A 13,939-nucleotide genomic window follows, 5' to 3' on the forward strand; every position below is an offset into this window, starting at 1 on the left:
ATTCCTCAATGATGGATTGACACGACGGAAGCGGCGCGCCCGCTCATGCGACGCAGTCTCGATGCGTGCGCAATGCGCGGCGCGCGTAGTAGTCGAACGTCACGGTGTCGCGCTTCGGCTTCGAAATCCAGTCGTGCGCTTCCCGCGCCAGCGCCGGCGGAACCGGCCTGATCTCGCCTGCCGACATCGCAAGCAGCTGCAGCTTCGCGGCCCGCTCGATCAGCAGCGCGAGCATGCAGGCTTCCTCGATCGTCTTGCCGACCACGAGCTGGCCGTGATGCGACAGCAGGATCGCACGCTTGCCGCCGAGCGCCTTCGAAATGATCTCGCCTTCCTCGTTGCCGACCGGCACGCCGGGCCAGTCCTTCAGGAACGCGCAATCGTCGTACAGCGGGCAGGTGTCCATGTGCGACACCACGAGCGGCTGCTCGAGCATCGACAGCGCGGCGACGTGCGCCGGATGCGTATGGATGATGCAGTTCACGTCCGGGCGCTCGCGATAGATCCACGTATGGAACCGGTTGGCCGGGTTCGGAATGCCTTCGCCGTCGACGACGTCGAGATCCTCGTTCACGCGCAGCAGGTTCGCGGCCGAGATCTCGTCGAAGCCGAGCCCGAGCCGCTGCGTGTAGTACGTGCCGGCGTCGCCCGCGCGGCAGGTGATCTGCCCGGCCAGCCCCGAATCGTGACCGGCGTCGAACAGGATCCGGCACGTGAGTGCGAGCTTTTGCCGCGCGGACCAGCCGCTGTCGCCCACCTCGTTCTCGAGACGCCGCTCCGCCAGCGCGACCAGCGCCTCCTTCGTCAAATTCAGCGTTTCCGCCATGTTCACCTCCTGAATGGATCGGGTGTGCCGCGCCGTCCGCGGCCGTGTCCCTGGCAATACAAGACACACGATACATCATAGGACACTTTGTGTCATGCGTTACAATCGGTTTTTTGAAGGACACCTGGCGCCCCATGACGATTCGCCTGAAGCTGCTCAGAAAACAGAAGGGCTGGACGCTCGATGTGCTGGCCGACGAGACCGGCCTGACCAAGAGCTACCTGTCGAAAGTCGAGCGCGGCCTGAGCGTGCCGTCGATCGCGGTCGCGCTGAAGCTGTCGAAGGCGCTGAACGTCGACGTCGAGCAGCTGTTCTCGGAAAGCCGCAACCGCGAGCTGATCACGGTCACGCGCGCCGGCGAGCGCACGGCGATGGGTGCGGCGGCCGACAGCCACGCGCACCGCTTCGAGAGCATCGCGGCCGGCGTCGCGCCGAAGAAGATGCTGCCGTTCGTCGTGCGCCCGCCGCACGAATTCGTCGCATCGACGTTCCGCGAGCATGAAGGCGAGGAATTCCTGTTCGTGCACAAGGGGCGCATCGAAATCGAATTTCCGAACGAGACCGTGCAACTCAAGACCGGCGATTCAGTCTATTTCAACGCACTTATCCCGCACCGCACGCGCAGCCTCGGCGCCGCGCAGGCGGAGATCCTGGTCATCGTCAGTCACGACGACTAGCCTCGTCACCTCTTCGCGCAAGGATCCTTCGATGGTCACAAAGGCCACCGCGCCGTTCCAGCAGATCAAGGCGCTCGTGCGCCAGCATGTCGATGCGGGCGACTGGCGCCCCGGGGACCGCATTCCGTCCGAACTCGATCTCGCCGCGCAATTCGGCGTCGCGCGCATGACGGTCAACCGCGCGCTGCGCGAGCTGACCGAGGAAGGCGTGCTGAAGCGCGTCGCGGGCGTCGGCACCTTCGTCGCCGAAGTGAAGCCGCAGTCGAACCTGCTGATGATCGCGCATATCCGCGACGAGATCCGCGCGCGCGGGCACGAATATCGCTGCCGCGTGCTCAGCCAGTCGCGCGAGCCCGCGTCGTTCGACGTCGCGGCCGCGTTCGGGCTGGCGGTCAACACGCCGGTCTTTCACGTGGTGTGCGTGCACGAGGAAAACGGCCGCCCGATCCAGCTCGAGGATCGCTACGTGAACCCGGCCGCCGCACCCGAATTCATCGATCAGGACTTCCAGGCCGAGCCGCCGTCCGAGTACCTGTTCAACAACGTGTCGCACGACGAACTGGAGATCGAGCACGTCGTCGATGCGTCGCTGCCGACCGGCGAACAGGCGCGGCTGCTCGACATGCGCGCCGACGAGCCGTGCCTCACGCTCACGCGCCGCACCTGGACGAACGGGCTGCCCGTCACGTTCGTGCACTTCCTGCATCCGGGCAACCGCTACCGGCTCGGCTCGCGCTTCAAGCCCGGCGCCGGGCGTCACCCGACCTGAACCCGCTTCGACACCTGAACACGACCACGCGCGGCGGCCGCTTCATCGCGAAACGGCCGCCGCGCGCGTGGTCCTGTGTGTTGTCGTCGTTCTGCGCCGCTCAGATCGCCGCGACCTGCCCCGCGTCGCGCGACCACACGACCGGAAACAGCGCATGCTCGAGCGGCGCGCCGTCCGGCAGTTCGTCGGCCAGCCCCGGGAAATCGGGCGACGTCTTCCAGCGGCGCGGCGCGTGCCGGATGTCGTCGCCGACGAAGCGGATCGAGAACGCGCGCCGGCGGTTCCGCGTGCCGCCCGACGCGTGCAGCGTCAGCATCCGGAAGCACACCATGTCGCCCGGCTCGAGCGCCCAGTGGCGGATCGGGAACGCGGAACGGTCGGCCTCGATGTCGGGCAGGTCGGCGAGGCTGCCTTCCGGAAACCACTTCGCCTCCTTGTCCATGAACGTGCGCGGCATCAGCCACGGCCCGAGGTGCGACCCCGCGACGAATTCCAGCGTCGATTCGAGCGGCACCGGATCGACCGGAATCCACATGCTGACGTTGTCGTCGCCTTCGATGTTGTAGTACGGCTGGTCCTGGTGCCACGGCGTGCGCTGCCGCGTGCCGGGCTCCTTCACGAGCAGGTGGTCGTGATGCAGCCGCACCGTGCGCGTGCCCATCAGCGCGGCGGCCACCGATGGCGCGGGCGTTCGCACGATGAAGTCGCGGTATGCGCCGTTGTGCCGCCAGTTGCAGAAGTCCTCGAAGAACCAGCCCGGATCGTCGGGCCGGCTCGCGACCTTCGCGCGCTCGCTCGGCTGCGCGAGGTTCGCGTCGATGCCGGCACGCAGCGCGGCCACTTCGTCGGGCGAGAAGATGCCCTTGATGCACACCGCGCCTTCGTCGCGGAAGGCGGCGATCAGTTCGGGCGTCACGGCTTTCGCGACGCGGTCCTGGATACTCGTCATGGCTTGCCTGTCGATTGAATGCGTCACGGGATCATCGGGTCACGGTGCGGACGTCAGTTGCTTGGCGCCGTAGATGTCGAAGTCGAAGTATTTCGCGGCGATCTTCCGGTACGTGCCGTTCGCGCGGATCGCGGCGATCGCGTCGTTCAGCCGCTTCTTCATGTCGGCATCGCCCTTGCGCACGCCCATCGCGACGCCGTAGCCGGTGATGCGCACGTCGGTCACATCGGGGCCCGCGAATGCGTAGCCCTTGCCGCGCGGCGTCTTCAGGAACGCGTAGCCGGCCTGCGTCTTGTCCTGGAAGGTCGCGTCGAGACGGCCGTTCACCAGGTCCTGATACACCTGGTCCTGGTTCTGGTACGACACGATCGTCACGCCCTTGGTCGCCCATTCGGCCTTCGCGTACGCCTCTTGCGTGGTGCCCTGGTCGATCCCGACCCGCTTGCCGGCGAGTGACGCGGCCGTCGGCAGCAGCGTCGAGCCGGCCGGCGCGACGAGCGCGCCCGGCGACGCATACAGCTTGTTCGAGAAGTCGATCTGCTTGAGCCGCTCGTCGGTGGCCGTCATCGCGGACATGATCACGTCGAACTTGCGCGCGCGCAGTGCCGGAATCATTCCGTCGAAGCCCTGCTCGACCCATGCGCACTTCGCGCGCAGCTGCTCGCAGATCGCATTGCGCAGGTCGATGTCAAAGCCGGCGAGCGAGCCGTCGGGCTGCTTCGCCTCGAACGGCGGATAGGTGGGATCGATGCCCCAGCGGATCGTCGCCGTGTCCTGCGCGAACGAGACGAGCGGCGCGAACGCCAGCGCGGATGCGACGAGCTTTGCAGTGCGGTTCATGGTGTGTCCTGGTGGTCTCGACGTGGCGGGCAAGCGCCGGGCGTCCGTTGGGGAGCGTCGTGCCGGCAGGCCCGGCACGGTACGCGAAAGACTGGACTGCGCTGAAACTGCGATGCAGTCTAGACCACTCAATTCTCGAGCGCAAGCGGGGGAAATGGCGGCGAAACGAAGTAGCGGGAGCGGGAGGGTGAAATCTGGGAAAAAAGCTGGATCGACGGCCCGACAATCGCCGTCAGCGCAGAATTCTCCTGAAATTTCGAGCGTTTACCCGGCATGATGCTTGGCTGCCACAGAATGCGTTTTTGCGGATATCCTCCGGAAGAGGATATCGATACAACGCGGCCGACCATAGCCTCTCCCGATACCTTTCCGCCTGCACAGCTCATGCAGCCTATACCGCATCGACGACCATGGCTGGCGATGAGCATCGCGGGGATGTAAGATATACTTTACATTCATGCGCGATGATCCTGCCCCGGGAGGTCAACATGCAACTCTATGAAATCGGACAGGCCGTTGCAAAACGGAGGGCCGAACTCGACCTCACACAGGCCCAGCTTGCAAAACTCGCCGGTTTGTCTCGCCTCACGGTAAACCAGCTTGAAACCGGCAAGATCAGGGATCTTGGAATCAACAAGCTGATCCCTTTGCTCAGCGTGCTCGGCATCGAACTCCTGGCGCAACCGCGACAGGCCCAAAGTGGTCTATACAAAGCCGTTGTGAGCTCAAACGTCAGCTACAAGGGCGAATTGACCGAGCGACTGCTGGCCGACGCGTTGACCACGGGACAGATTCCGGCAGGATACGAATCGCAGATCTCCGTCATCCTCGACGAGGTACCGTTGCCGGTGGTGGTGAAGGCCGCCGAAGAAGCTGCCGAACGCTCCGGCACGCCGCTTCGCGCTATCTGGAAAAACCTTGCCGCATGGTCGAAGAATCTTCATCTATACCGGGAGGTATGGGCATGATTGCACCAGCCGATTTGCCCGACGGCCCGTGGCAGGGCCTTTTCCGTCAAGCGCTGACGCTCGTCGACGCGATACGGAAGCACGGCACATCCCGTCCGTTCTGGACATTCGGCGGCGGCACCGTCCTCATGCTGCGTCACGGACATCGTGTCAGTAAGGACATCGACATCTTCGTACCCGATCCGCAGTATCTCGGGTACGTGAACCCGCGCATCAGCGACGCCGCATCCGACCTCACGACCGAGTACGAGGAGCACGCCGGTTTCGTGAAACTGGTGTTGCCCGACGGCGAAATCGACTTCGTGGTCTCCCGAAACCTGATGTCCCCCGGTTACGACGAGTGGACGCTGATGGACCCACGTCGTCAAGGTCGAGACTTCAGCGGAAATCGTGGCCAAGAAAATGTGGCATCGCGGAGATCGGCCCGCTGCGCGTGACCTGTTCGATCTCTGTCTGGTCATCGAGCGGGAACCGGAGAGCTTGATGGAGGCAAGTGCATTTCTCGTTCGCCATCGCGATACCTTCCTGAGTCTGCTCAACGAGCGGCGTGCGTTCGTGCGTTCGTGCAGTCGCGCTTCGACGATATCCGGACGCTCGGCTATACGCCGTCGTTCGACTACTGCGTGAATCTGGCCGGCGAGTTCCTCCGGCAGCTTCCCGCTGCCAGCCCCGCGCACACCTCGCGCCGCCGCTAACCCTACCGCCCTCCCGCCGCCACCAGAATCCGCTCGATCGGCGCATACCCGCGGCTGCGCGCATGCTGCAGGGGCGTCTCGCCGTTCGAATCGGCCAGGTTCACGTTCGCCGTCGCATCGACCAGCAACTGCACGATCCGCACATAGCGCCCGCTGCCGTCGCCGAGCATGATCGCCTCCAGCAGCGCGCTCCAGCCGAGCTGGTTCACGTGATCGACGTCCACACCCGCATGGATCGGCGTGCGCACCGTGTCGACGTGGCCGCGCTCGGCCGCCGGAATCAGCGCGGTGCCGCGGTACCGGTTCGTGCTGCGCAGCCGCCCTTCGAGCGCGCCGCCGTCGGCGGCCGCGACGGCCGTGGCAAGCGTCGTCAACGCAAACGAGCCGACGATCGCCATCCATTTGAACCTCATCCGGTGCCCTCCTTGCATGTGCGCCCGCGCAGCCGCGCCGGGTCCGGCGAAACCGCGATTGCCCGCGGCCTCCGGCCATGTTAAAAGTCGTCGCACGCATTTGGAAATGAAATGCTCGAATCCATAAAAGTGCAGAAATGAATAGACCTTTGTTCGACCTCGACCTGTTGCGCGCGCTCGTGATGGTCGCCGACTGCGGCAGCTTCACGACCGCGTCCGCGCGCCTGCATTCGACGCAGTCGACGGTCAGCCAGAAGGTGCGGCGGCTGGAGGAGATCGCCGGGCATCGCCTGCTCGACCGCGGCACGCGCGACGTGCGGCCGACCGACGCCGGCGTGACGGTGCTCAGCTACGCGCGGCGCATGATCGCGCTGAACGACGAGATGCTGGAAGCGCTGTCGGGCGCAACCGTCGCGCTGACGATCCGGCTCGGCGTGCCCGACGATTTCGCGGCGGGCCGCACGACCCATGCGCTCGCCGCGTTCAAGCGCGATCACCCGCAGGTGAAGCTCGAAGTGATGTGCGGGCTGAGCCGCGACATCTGCGCGGCCTACGATCGCGGCGAGCTCGATCTCGTGCTGATCAAGCAGCGGCGCGACAGCCGCGAAGCGGTGGTGCGCTGGCCGGAGAAGCTGCGCTGGATCGACAGCGCGCAGCATCCGACGATCGAGCTCGACCCGGTGCCGATCGTCGTGTTTCCGCCGCGCGGGCTCTATCGCGACGACATGATCAAGGCGATCGAGGAGCGCGGCCGCCGCTGGCGGATCAGCTTCACGACGTCGAGCCTGAGCGGTATCCAGGCGGCCGTCGCGGACGGGCTCGGCATCAGCGTGCTGCCCGCGCGCGTGGTGACCGACGACCACGTGGTGCTGACCGAGGAGCACGGCGGCTTCGCGCCGATCGAGAACATGGACATCGCGATCCTGCATCGGCCGACGGCCGATCCGATGGTCAGCGAGCTGACGAAAGCGCTCGCGGCGCTGCTCGAGCACGAGCGGGAATGAGCGCAGCCGGCGCGATGCGGCGCTCAGCTCAGACCAGCGCGCCGTTGCGCGCGACGATCTTCCCCGACGACACGACAAGCCGCCGCGTCGGCCGCGCGACGACGGCCTCGGCGAACGTCAGTGCATCGACGAGCACGACGTCCGCACGCTTGCCCGCCTCCAGACCGTAGTCGGCGAAGCCGCAACCGCGCGCCGCGCCGTGCGTCACGCAGTCGAGCGCGACTTCGAGCGCGTCGTCGCGGCGGAAATCGTTGCGCATGCCGATCAGCATCGCGCGCTCCAGCATGTCGGGCGAACCGTACGGCGTCCACGTATCGCGCACGCCGTCGTTGCCGCCGATGACGGTCACGCCGGCCGCGCGGCAGGCGGCGACCGACGGCACCGGCACCGCGGCCGGCGCGGTCGTGACGATCGCGACGCCGAGTTCGGCCATCCGCGCGAGCAGCGCGTCGCGCTCACGGTCGGCGATGTCGCCGAGGCAGAAGCCGTGGCTGATCGTGACCTTGCCCTGCATGCCGAGCGCGGCCGTGCGCTGCAGGATCAGGTCGAGCGAGTACGCGCCCATCGACCCGCGCTCGTGCAGGTGCAGGTCGAGCCCGCGGCCGTGGCGCTCGGCGACGCCGAACAGCACGTCCACCGCCTCAACCGGATCGCCTTCGATCGCGCACGGGTCAAGGCCGCCGAGCAGGTCGGCGCCCGCGCGCAGCGCGTCGGACAGCAGCGCGGCGGTGCCGGGCCGCTTGAGCACGCCCGACTGCGGAAACGCGACGATCTGGATGTCCACCTGGCCGCGCAGCGTCTCGCGCGTCGCGAGCACGCCGTGCAGATGCCGCAGCCCGGCCTCGGTGTCGACGTCGACGTGCGTGCGGATGCGCGTCGTGCCGGCCGCGAGGAACGCGCGCGACAGCGCGAGCGACGCGGCACCCGCATCGTGGCCGCTCGTCGCGCGGTAGTGGCGCTCGTTCTCGATGCGGTCGACGAGGCGCGGCCCCACCGCGTTGCGATACCACGGCATCCCCCAGTGGGTCTTGTCGAGGTGCGTGTGACCTTCGACGAGGCCGGGCAGTGCCAGCGCGCACGCGCCGTCCTCGATCGCGCAGCCGGGGGGCGCGTCGAGCGACGGGCCGACGCGCGCGATGCGCTCGTCTTCGATCAGGATGTCGAGCGCTTCGTCGGCGTGCGTGCGGACGTTGCGGATCAGCAGGTTCGTCATGTCGGTTCCGGTTTGGTCGGTCAGTGCAGGTCCGTCGCGATGCACGCACCGTGACGGCAATCAGGTCGTTATCGCGTGAAGCGCAGCGCCGGCGCGAACGGCGCGCCGGTATCGCTTTCGCCGCGGCGGAACACCCAGCGTTCGGCCGGCACGCCCGCGACGGCGGCCGCCGCATTCGGCGCGCGTACCGCGACGAAGGTCGCGTCGCAACCCACCGCGATTCCATAGTTGTCCTTGCCGATCACGCGCGCGCCGGCGTGCGTCGCCATGTCGAGCGCGATGCCGAGCGCTGCGTCGGTATGAAAGCCCGAGCGGTAGCCGACCATCATCGCGCGCTGCAGCATGTCGCCGTTGCCGTACGGCCACCACGCATCGCGAATGTTGTCGTTGCCGGCGAACACGTGCACGCCCGCGTCGCGCAGTTGCTGCACCGGCGGGAACGCGCAGTCGCCCGGTGCATTCGTCAGGATCGACACGCCGGCGTCGGCGAGCGCCGCGGCCGCGCGCTCGACGTCGCCATGGCCGACCTGGCCGAGCGCATACGCATGGCTCACGTTCACGCGGCCGCCGAGACCCGCCGCGCGCGTGCGCGCCGCGATCCGCAGCAGTTGCGCGATGCCGGTCTCGCCCGGTTCGTGCAGGTGGATGTCGATCTTCGCACCGCGCGTCTCGGCGATGCCGAACACGATGTCGAGCTGGCCGTCCGCGTCGCCGTCGAGCGTCGTCGGGTCGATCCCGCCGACCACGTCCGCGCCTTCGCGCACGGCGGCATCGAGGATCGCGGCGGTGCCCGGGCACGTCACCACGCCGGCCTGCGGGAACGCGACCAGTTCGATGTCGACGATCCCGCGCCACTGTTCGCGCGCGGCCATCACGGCCTGCAGGTTCGACAGGCCCGTCGTCGCGTCGACGTCGACGTGGCTGCGCATCGCGATCGTGCCGAACGCGGCGGCCTGCGCGATCAGCGCATTCGCGCGCTCGACGATCGGCGGCGCGGCCGCGAGCTGGCGCTTCTCGACCGCGAGCCGCTCGCGCAGCGAGCCGACCGGTTCGTGCGGCACCCACCGGTCGCCGACGAAGCTCTTGTCGAGATGGATATGGCCGTCGACGAAGCCGGGCAGCACGACGCGGCCGTCGAGATCGATCGTTTCCGCGCCGGGCTCGGCGGTGCGATCGGCGCCGATCGCGATGAAACGGCCGTCGCGGACGACGAGGTTGATGGGCTGGCCGCCGGCATCGACGGCGTTGATGAAGAGACGATCGGTCATGACTCGGAATGTGGGGCGGTCGCTGCGCGACCCCGGCGCGGACAGGGGAACGAACCTTGGCCGGCGCGGCGCGACCGTTGGCAGGGCAGGCTGGGAATCCGGCCACGATATCGGACGCCACCGCCCGAGGCCAATTAAATGTCGCGATGCCGCGCATTCGATTTCGCGATGTGTGGTGCGCAGGGCCGCCCGGCCTGGCGCGGCGATGGGGCTGGATCACGGCGGAACCGCGAAAATGCCACTGGCCGCGCAGCGGCCGCTTCAGCGGATTGCGGGCGCCCCGAGGCCGCGTCGCGCCGTCGCCGGCGCCGGCTTCGGCGCCCCGCCCGGGCGGCGAGTTACGCGGCAACAGACTTTACACGTTGTTACCCGGCCGCACCGGACGCGCATCCGGCCATTCCTTATACTCACGCCGAGTTCGCCACCCGTCCCGGAATCCGTAGGCGGACACGTTGCCGATGCAGGGAAACATCATGATGCGCATGCCTTCCACGAAGACCGTCCTGTTCGCCACGCTCGTCGCCGTGGCGGCGCTTCCGCTGACCGCCTGTGTCGCGCCCGGCTACTACGGCGCGCAACCGGGCTATCCGCAGCAGCAATACGCGACGCCCGGCTATGCACAGCCCGCGTATTCGCAACCGGGCTACGTGCAGCAGCAACCGGCGTATCCGAACCAGGCGCCGCAGTACGACCAATACGGCAACCCGCAGCCTTACGGCGGCCAGTACGGCAACGGCTACGGCACGCAATACGGCACCGTCGCGAACATCCGGCCGGTCAGTGGCTCGGTCGGCGCGTCGGGCGTCGCCGGCACCGTCGTCGGTGCGCTGGTCGGCGGCCTGGTGGGCAACCAGTTCGGCCGCGGCCACGGCCGCGATGCGGCCACCGTGATCGGCGCGCTGGGCGGTGCCGTCGCCGGCAACCAGATCGGCCAGCAGATGGGCGCGGCCCAACCGCCGAGCAGCTACCGGATCGACGTGCAGGTCAGCGACGGCTCGACGCGCTCGTTCGACGTGCAGTCGCCGGGCGACCTGCGCCCGGGCGATCGCGTGCAGATCAACGGCAATCAACTGTCGCGTTATTGATCCGGATCGCGTGCGCGTGACCTGATCGGGCGCATCGCGCCCGGTCGACGCTGCAGGCCGCTTCCGCGCCACGGCGCACGCGCGCCGCTTCATCTCCATCTTGCAGTCAGCGCGGCACGCTTGTCGCGCATCGCGCGTCACCGCCCTCCTCCGCACGCCGTCCACGCCCGCGTTCGCATCGAACGCGACGGCCGGCACCTCCGCGCCCGGTTCGTCTCCGACTGCACACGTCAGACGCCGATCGCGCGATCACCGACGCACCGCGCACGCGTGTCGATTGCACGCACGCCATCGCCTGCACCATTCGCACATCGGTGCCGTGCTTCACGGATGCCGATGCAGCGTGGCGATCGAGCCAGCAAATGCGTGCGTTTCCGCTTAGCATTGTCGATGCCCTGCCGCGCAGCGCGCCGCAGATTCCGATATCCCGGCGCACCAACGACAATCGCACCCCGATGATCACGATCCGCCTGCTCGACGCCGCCGACGCGGCGCAGTTCCAGTCCGTGCGCCTGCGCGCGGTCGACACGTCGCCGACCTCGTTCCTGCCGACCCGCGACGAAGAGGCCGGCGTCCCGGTCGACGAATTCGCGACGCGCATCACGCCGACCGGCGTGCAGGCCGTGTTCGGCGCGTTCGACGGCCACACGCTCGTCGGCATCGCCGGCGTGCGCCGCGACGCGCGGGCGAAGGTTGCGCACAAGGCGACGATCTGGGGCGTGTTCGTCGACCCTGCGTATCGCGGGCGCGGCATCGCGCAGTCGCTGCTCGACCGTGCGACCGCGCATGCGGCGCAAGCGTGGCAGTGCAGGCAACTGGTGCTGTGCGTGAACGAAATCAACGGCACCGCGGAACGGCTGTACGCATCGCAGGGGTTCGTCCGGTTCGGCACCGAACCGCGTTCACTGTTCGTCGACGGCCGCTTCTACGACGAACACCACATGGTCAAGACGCTGACGTAGCGCGTTCGCAGCCGGTTCGCGTTCGCGTGCGTCGACCGACCGCACGCGAACGCCCTGCCGTCACGCCAGCCGCATCACCGCTGGTCGGTGACCGTCGTATTGACCGCCTGCCCGGCGATCGTCACGTTCGTCAGCGTCATCGCGTTCACGTTGAACGCATAGATCGGCCCCGGCGACGTGACGGTCGGCGTGCCCGACGCGACCGGCGTGCCGAAGTCGCAGTTGCTGATCGTCACGCCGGAAATCGGCTGCACGGCGGGCGTCGGCGGCGTGCCGTTGTAGTCGAACGCGACCGGCCCCTGCGCGACGATCGCCTGGAAGCACGACGCGGTCACGCCGTTCAGCGTCACGTTGCTCGCCTTCACGTCCGAGATCGTCACGTTCCGCACGACCGGCGGCCGCGTGCGCACCGCGTCGTTCGCGGGCTGGTAATCGCAGTCGAACGTGACGATGCCGCCCTGCGCGGCCGACGGGTTGCCGGCCGCGGGCGTGACAACGCCAAGCGGCACGCTCGCGTTGATCGGGCTGCCTGCGAGCAGCGCGCTGCCGTAGCCGCCGCCCTTCAGGTTCACGCCGTTCGGCAGCGTGACACCCTTCACGTGGAAGTCCTTCACGTAGCCGCCGCGGTTCATGTTGGTCTTCACGCGAATCGCGATGTTCAGCGGGTTGGTCTGCCAGTTCGCGTTCAGCATCGACAGGTTGGTCGCGTAGATCTGCTCGACGCCGCCGCCCATCTCGCTGCCGAGCGTGATGCCGCCGTGCCCGCTGTTCATCGTGCAGTTGCGGATCAGGTGCCGCTTTGCCGGGCCGTATTCGGTGTCGCGGTCCTTGCCCGACTTGATCGCGATGCAGTCGTCGCCGGTGTTGAACGTGCAGCCTTCGCACAGCACGTCGGTGCACGCATCCGGGTCGAAGCCGTCGTTGTTCGGGCCGATGCTGTTCGTCGTCACGCCGCGGATCACGACGTTGCGGCTGGCGGTCGGATGGTGCTGCCAGAACGGCGTGTTCTGCGTCTGGTAGTGCTCCATCAGCACGTTGGTGCAGCCGATGAATTCGACCATGCACGGCCGCAGGTAGTGGCCGAGGCCGAAGATGCGCTTCTCGACCGGCACGCCGGCCTCGGACAGCGCGGGCAGGTAGTTCTGGTCCTGCTGCCACGGCGTGACGGGCGACGTGAGCAGCGCATGGAGCGCGTCGGGGATCGCGGGCGCGACGATCCGCAGGTCGACGTTGTTCGGATTCGCGTAGTTCTGGGCCGGCACCGTCGCGCCGGCACCGTATGCACCCGATGACCCCTTGTAGGTCCACCAGCACACGCTGCTGCTCCCGGAGCCGGAGAACGGCGTCATCGCCTGGCCGTTCAGCACCGACGTCGGCCCTTCGCCGGTCAGCGCGATGTTCGTCGCGTTGCGCGCGTAGACGGGCGCGCCGTAGTTCAGGCAGTCGTTCGCCTGCCAGCGGCTGTAGTACAGGCGGCCGTTCGCGCCGCAGTCGACCGGGCCGTCCTTCGCATAGTCGGCCGGGTTCGGGCTGAAATAGATCGTGCAGTTCGCGCTCAGGTGGAAATTCACGTTGCTCTGCAGCACGACCGGCCCCGCGCAATACCAGTTGCCGGGCGGCACGACCACGCGGCCGCCGCCTTCGCGCACGCACGCGTCGATCGCCGCGAGAAACGCCGGGCGCGAGTCGAACGCACCGGGCGCGGTCGTCAGTTCGGAACCGGGGCTGACCGGCGATTTCGCCGCCGGGTACGGCGATGTCTGCGCGACGGTCGCGCATGCGCGGGCGCCGTAGTGCGTGACGTCGAAGTCGCGCCTGCGGAACGCGAGGCGCGACACATGCGCGAGCGATGCCGCGATGCGCGCCGCCGCGCCATGCTCGCCCCAGATCAGGTCGACCGCCGCATGGGGCGGCGTGCCGGCCGCGAACGCGCGGGTGGCCGCGAGCGGCCCGCCGAGCATGGCGCCGCCCGCGAGCGCGCCGGTCCAGCCGATGAAGTCGCGACGCGATACCCGCTGCGGCGCGGGTGATCGGACAGACGAAGACGAACGGCGACGGTTTGCGGCCATGGGCACTCCTTCAGTGGTTGGGGGATCGATGCGCCGGACGGCGGATCGCTATTCATACGTCGTCGTACTACATCGCGCAGTCTAGACGCGATCGAAGCCGGGGATGTATCTGTCGTTTACCCTGTTTTTGCTGACCCAATGCCGCTTATGTGAGCGCACACTCACTCCACGATTTCCGAATGAAGACATAAGTTGTCGTAT

Annotated in this window: 17 protein-coding genes; 9 read left to right on the forward strand and 8 right to left on the reverse strand. The window is 67.7% G+C overall.

The window, feature by feature from the left end; translation table 11 throughout:
- Positions 1-43: 43 nt before the first annotated feature.
- Positions 44-826, reverse strand: coding sequence for an aldolase (locus tag DIE21_RS16580; protein ID WP_124498711.1), 783 nt, complete (start codon positions 824-826; stop codon positions 44-46).
- 134 nt (positions 827-960) lie between these two features.
- Here DIE21_RS16580 and DIE21_RS16585 point away from each other — a divergent pair, with 134 nt between their 5' ends.
- Positions 961-1,503 carry a helix-turn-helix domain-containing protein gene (locus tag DIE21_RS16585; RefSeq protein ID WP_124498712.1) on the forward strand — a complete coding sequence of 181 codons (543 nt, stop codon included), beginning with the start codon at positions 961-963 and terminating at the stop codon, positions 1,501-1,503.
- A gap of 31 nt (positions 1,504-1,534) precedes the next feature.
- Positions 1,535-2,272 carry a histidine utilization repressor gene (gene hutC / locus DIE21_RS16590; protein ID WP_124498713.1) on the forward strand — a complete coding sequence of 246 codons (738 nt, stop codon included), beginning with the start codon at positions 1,535-1,537 and terminating at the stop codon, positions 2,270-2,272.
- A gap of 100 nt (positions 2,273-2,372) precedes the next feature.
- Here hutC and DIE21_RS16595 read toward each other — a convergent pair whose 3' ends face one another.
- The 3 genes from DIE21_RS16595 to DIE21_RS16605 all read right to left on the reverse strand — a co-directional run bounded on the left by DIE21_RS16595 (position 2,373) and on the right by DIE21_RS16605 (position 4,411).
- Complete coding sequence (locus tag DIE21_RS16595; RefSeq protein ID WP_124498714.1) at positions 2,373-3,221, reverse strand: phytanoyl-CoA dioxygenase family protein; 849 nt, start codon at positions 3,219-3,221, stop codon at positions 2,373-2,375.
- 39 nt (positions 3,222-3,260) lie between these two features.
- Positions 3,261-4,061 (reverse strand): ABC transporter substrate-binding protein, encoded by an 801-nt coding sequence (locus DIE21_RS16600; protein WP_124498715.1) that lies wholly within the window; start codon positions 4,059-4,061, stop codon positions 3,261-3,263.
- 128 nt (positions 4,062-4,189) lie between these two features.
- On the reverse strand, positions 4,190-4,411 hold the full coding sequence (locus DIE21_RS16605) for a hypothetical protein (protein WP_124498716.1): 222 nt from the start codon (positions 4,409-4,411) through the stop codon (positions 4,190-4,192).
- 138 nt (positions 4,412-4,549) lie between these two features.
- Between DIE21_RS16605 and DIE21_RS16610 the strand changes: the two genes are divergently transcribed.
- From DIE21_RS16610 to DIE21_RS37815, 4 genes are read left to right on the forward strand one after another with little or no spacing between them, the layout of a single operon-like run.
- Positions 4,550-5,029, forward strand: coding sequence for a helix-turn-helix domain-containing protein (locus DIE21_RS16610; protein WP_124498717.1), 480 nt, complete (start codon positions 4,550-4,552; stop codon positions 5,027-5,029).
- Positions 5,026-5,466: a nucleotidyl transferase AbiEii/AbiGii toxin family protein gene (locus DIE21_RS37805; protein WP_260426731.1), complete on the forward strand. Its 441-nt coding sequence runs from the start codon at positions 5,026-5,028 to the stop codon at positions 5,464-5,466. Before DIE21_RS16610 ends, DIE21_RS37805 begins: the two co-directional genes overlap by 4 nt.
- Positions 5,432-5,656 carry a hypothetical protein gene (locus DIE21_RS37810; protein ID WP_260432506.1) on the forward strand — a complete coding sequence of 75 codons (225 nt, stop codon included), beginning with the start codon at positions 5,432-5,434 and terminating at the stop codon, positions 5,654-5,656. The genes DIE21_RS37805 and DIE21_RS37810 overlap by 35 nt, the downstream gene beginning before the upstream one ends.
- A complete protein-coding gene (locus DIE21_RS37815; RefSeq protein WP_260432507.1) occupies positions 5,593-5,724 on the forward strand; it encodes a hypothetical protein in 132 nt (43 codons plus the stop codon). The genes DIE21_RS37810 and DIE21_RS37815 overlap by 64 nt, the downstream gene beginning before the upstream one ends.
- Before the next feature lie 2 nt (positions 5,725-5,726).
- Here the strand turns inward: DIE21_RS37815 and DIE21_RS16620 are convergent, their stop codons facing one another.
- On the reverse strand, positions 5,727-6,137 hold the full coding sequence (locus DIE21_RS16620; RefSeq protein WP_124498718.1) for an ankyrin repeat domain-containing protein: 411 nt from the start codon (positions 6,135-6,137) through the stop codon (positions 5,727-5,729).
- A gap of 137 nt (positions 6,138-6,274) precedes the next feature.
- Between DIE21_RS16620 and DIE21_RS16625 the strand changes: the two genes are divergently transcribed.
- Complete coding sequence (locus tag DIE21_RS16625) at positions 6,275-7,141, forward strand: LysR family transcriptional regulator (RefSeq protein ID WP_124498719.1); 867 nt, start codon at positions 6,275-6,277, stop codon at positions 7,139-7,141.
- Positions 7,142-7,169: 28 nt separating this feature from the next.
- On the opposite strand, the gene DIE21_RS16630 is transcribed toward DIE21_RS16625, so the two are convergent.
- Positions 7,170-8,354: an amidohydrolase family protein gene (locus DIE21_RS16630; RefSeq protein WP_124498720.1), complete on the reverse strand. Its 1,185-nt coding sequence runs from the start codon at positions 8,352-8,354 to the stop codon at positions 7,170-7,172.
- Between the two features lie 68 nt (positions 8,355-8,422).
- The gene (locus DIE21_RS16635; RefSeq protein WP_124498721.1) at positions 8,423-9,622 is read right to left on the reverse strand and encodes an amidohydrolase family protein; all 1,200 of its coding nucleotides are present in this window, start codon (positions 9,620-9,622) and stop codon (positions 8,423-8,425) included.
- A gap of 473 nt (positions 9,623-10,095) precedes the next feature.
- On the opposite strand from DIE21_RS16635, the gene DIE21_RS16645 reads away from it, so the two are divergent.
- Positions 10,096-10,707 carry a glycine zipper 2TM domain-containing protein gene (locus tag DIE21_RS16645; protein ID WP_124498723.1) on the forward strand — a complete coding sequence of 204 codons (612 nt, stop codon included), beginning with the start codon at positions 10,096-10,098 and terminating at the stop codon, positions 10,705-10,707.
- A gap of 455 nt (positions 10,708-11,162) precedes the next feature.
- Positions 11,163-11,669, forward strand: a complete 507-nt coding sequence (locus DIE21_RS16650; protein ID WP_124498724.1) for a GNAT family N-acetyltransferase — start codon at positions 11,163-11,165, stop codon at positions 11,667-11,669.
- A gap of 74 nt (positions 11,670-11,743) precedes the next feature.
- Here the strand turns inward: DIE21_RS16650 and DIE21_RS16655 are convergent, their stop codons facing one another.
- Complete coding sequence (locus tag DIE21_RS16655) at positions 11,744-13,738, reverse strand: glycosyl hydrolase family 28 protein (protein WP_124498725.1); 1,995 nt, start codon at positions 13,736-13,738, stop codon at positions 11,744-11,746.
- Between the last annotated feature and the right edge of the window lie 201 nt (positions 13,739-13,939).

The organism is Burkholderia sp. Bp9140, assembly GCF_003853425.1.
Taxonomy (GTDB): domain Bacteria; phylum Pseudomonadota; class Gammaproteobacteria; order Burkholderiales; family Burkholderiaceae; genus Burkholderia.

What these genes read in the sequence shown, in the direction of transcription:
- DIE21_RS37805 (WP_260426731.1), top strand. Translation starts at nt 5,026, where the DNA reads ATGATTGCACCAGCCGATTTGCCCGACGGCCCGTGGCAGGGCCTTTTC.
- DIE21_RS16655 (WP_124498725.1), bottom strand. Translation starts at nt 13,738, where the DNA reads ATGGCCGCAAACCGTCGCCGTTCGTCTTCGTCTGTCCGATCACCCGCG.
- DIE21_RS16610 (WP_124498717.1), top strand. Translation starts at nt 4,550, where the DNA reads ATGCAACTCTATGAAATCGGACAGGCCGTTGCAAAACGGAGGGCCGAA.
- DIE21_RS16580 (WP_124498711.1), bottom strand. Translation starts at nt 826, where the DNA reads ATGGCGGAAACGCTGAATTTGACGAAGGAGGCGCTGGTCGCGCTGGCG.
- DIE21_RS16625 (WP_124498719.1), top strand. Translation starts at nt 6,275, where the DNA reads ATGAATAGACCTTTGTTCGACCTCGACCTGTTGCGCGCGCTCGTGATG.
- DIE21_RS16630 (WP_124498720.1), bottom strand. Translation starts at nt 8,354, where the DNA reads ATGACGAACCTGCTGATCCGCAACGTCCGCACGCACGCCGACGAAGCG.
- DIE21_RS16620 (WP_124498718.1), bottom strand. Translation starts at nt 6,137, where the DNA reads ATGAGGTTCAAATGGATGGCGATCGTCGGCTCGTTTGCGTTGACGACG.
- DIE21_RS16585 (WP_124498712.1), top strand. Translation starts at nt 961, where the DNA reads ATGACGATTCGCCTGAAGCTGCTCAGAAAACAGAAGGGCTGGACGCTC.
- DIE21_RS16595 (WP_124498714.1), bottom strand. Translation starts at nt 3,221, where the DNA reads ATGACGAGTATCCAGGACCGCGTCGCGAAAGCCGTGACGCCCGAACTG.
- DIE21_RS37810 (WP_260432506.1), top strand. Translation starts at nt 5,432, where the DNA reads ATGTGGCATCGCGGAGATCGGCCCGCTGCGCGTGACCTGTTCGATCTC.
- DIE21_RS16645 (WP_124498723.1), top strand. Translation starts at nt 10,096, where the DNA reads ATGATGCGCATGCCTTCCACGAAGACCGTCCTGTTCGCCACGCTCGTC.
- hutC (WP_124498713.1), top strand. Translation starts at nt 1,535, where the DNA reads ATGGTCACAAAGGCCACCGCGCCGTTCCAGCAGATCAAGGCGCTCGTG.
- DIE21_RS16600 (WP_124498715.1), bottom strand. Translation starts at nt 4,061, where the DNA reads ATGAACCGCACTGCAAAGCTCGTCGCATCCGCGCTGGCGTTCGCGCCG.
- DIE21_RS16650 (WP_124498724.1), top strand. Translation starts at nt 11,163, where the DNA reads ATGATCACGATCCGCCTGCTCGACGCCGCCGACGCGGCGCAGTTCCAG.
- DIE21_RS16635 (WP_124498721.1), bottom strand. Translation starts at nt 9,622, where the DNA reads ATGACCGATCGTCTCTTCATCAACGCCGTCGATGCCGGCGGCCAGCCC.
- DIE21_RS16605 (WP_124498716.1), bottom strand. Translation starts at nt 4,411, where the DNA reads ATGGTCGGCCGCGTTGTATCGATATCCTCTTCCGGAGGATATCCGCAA.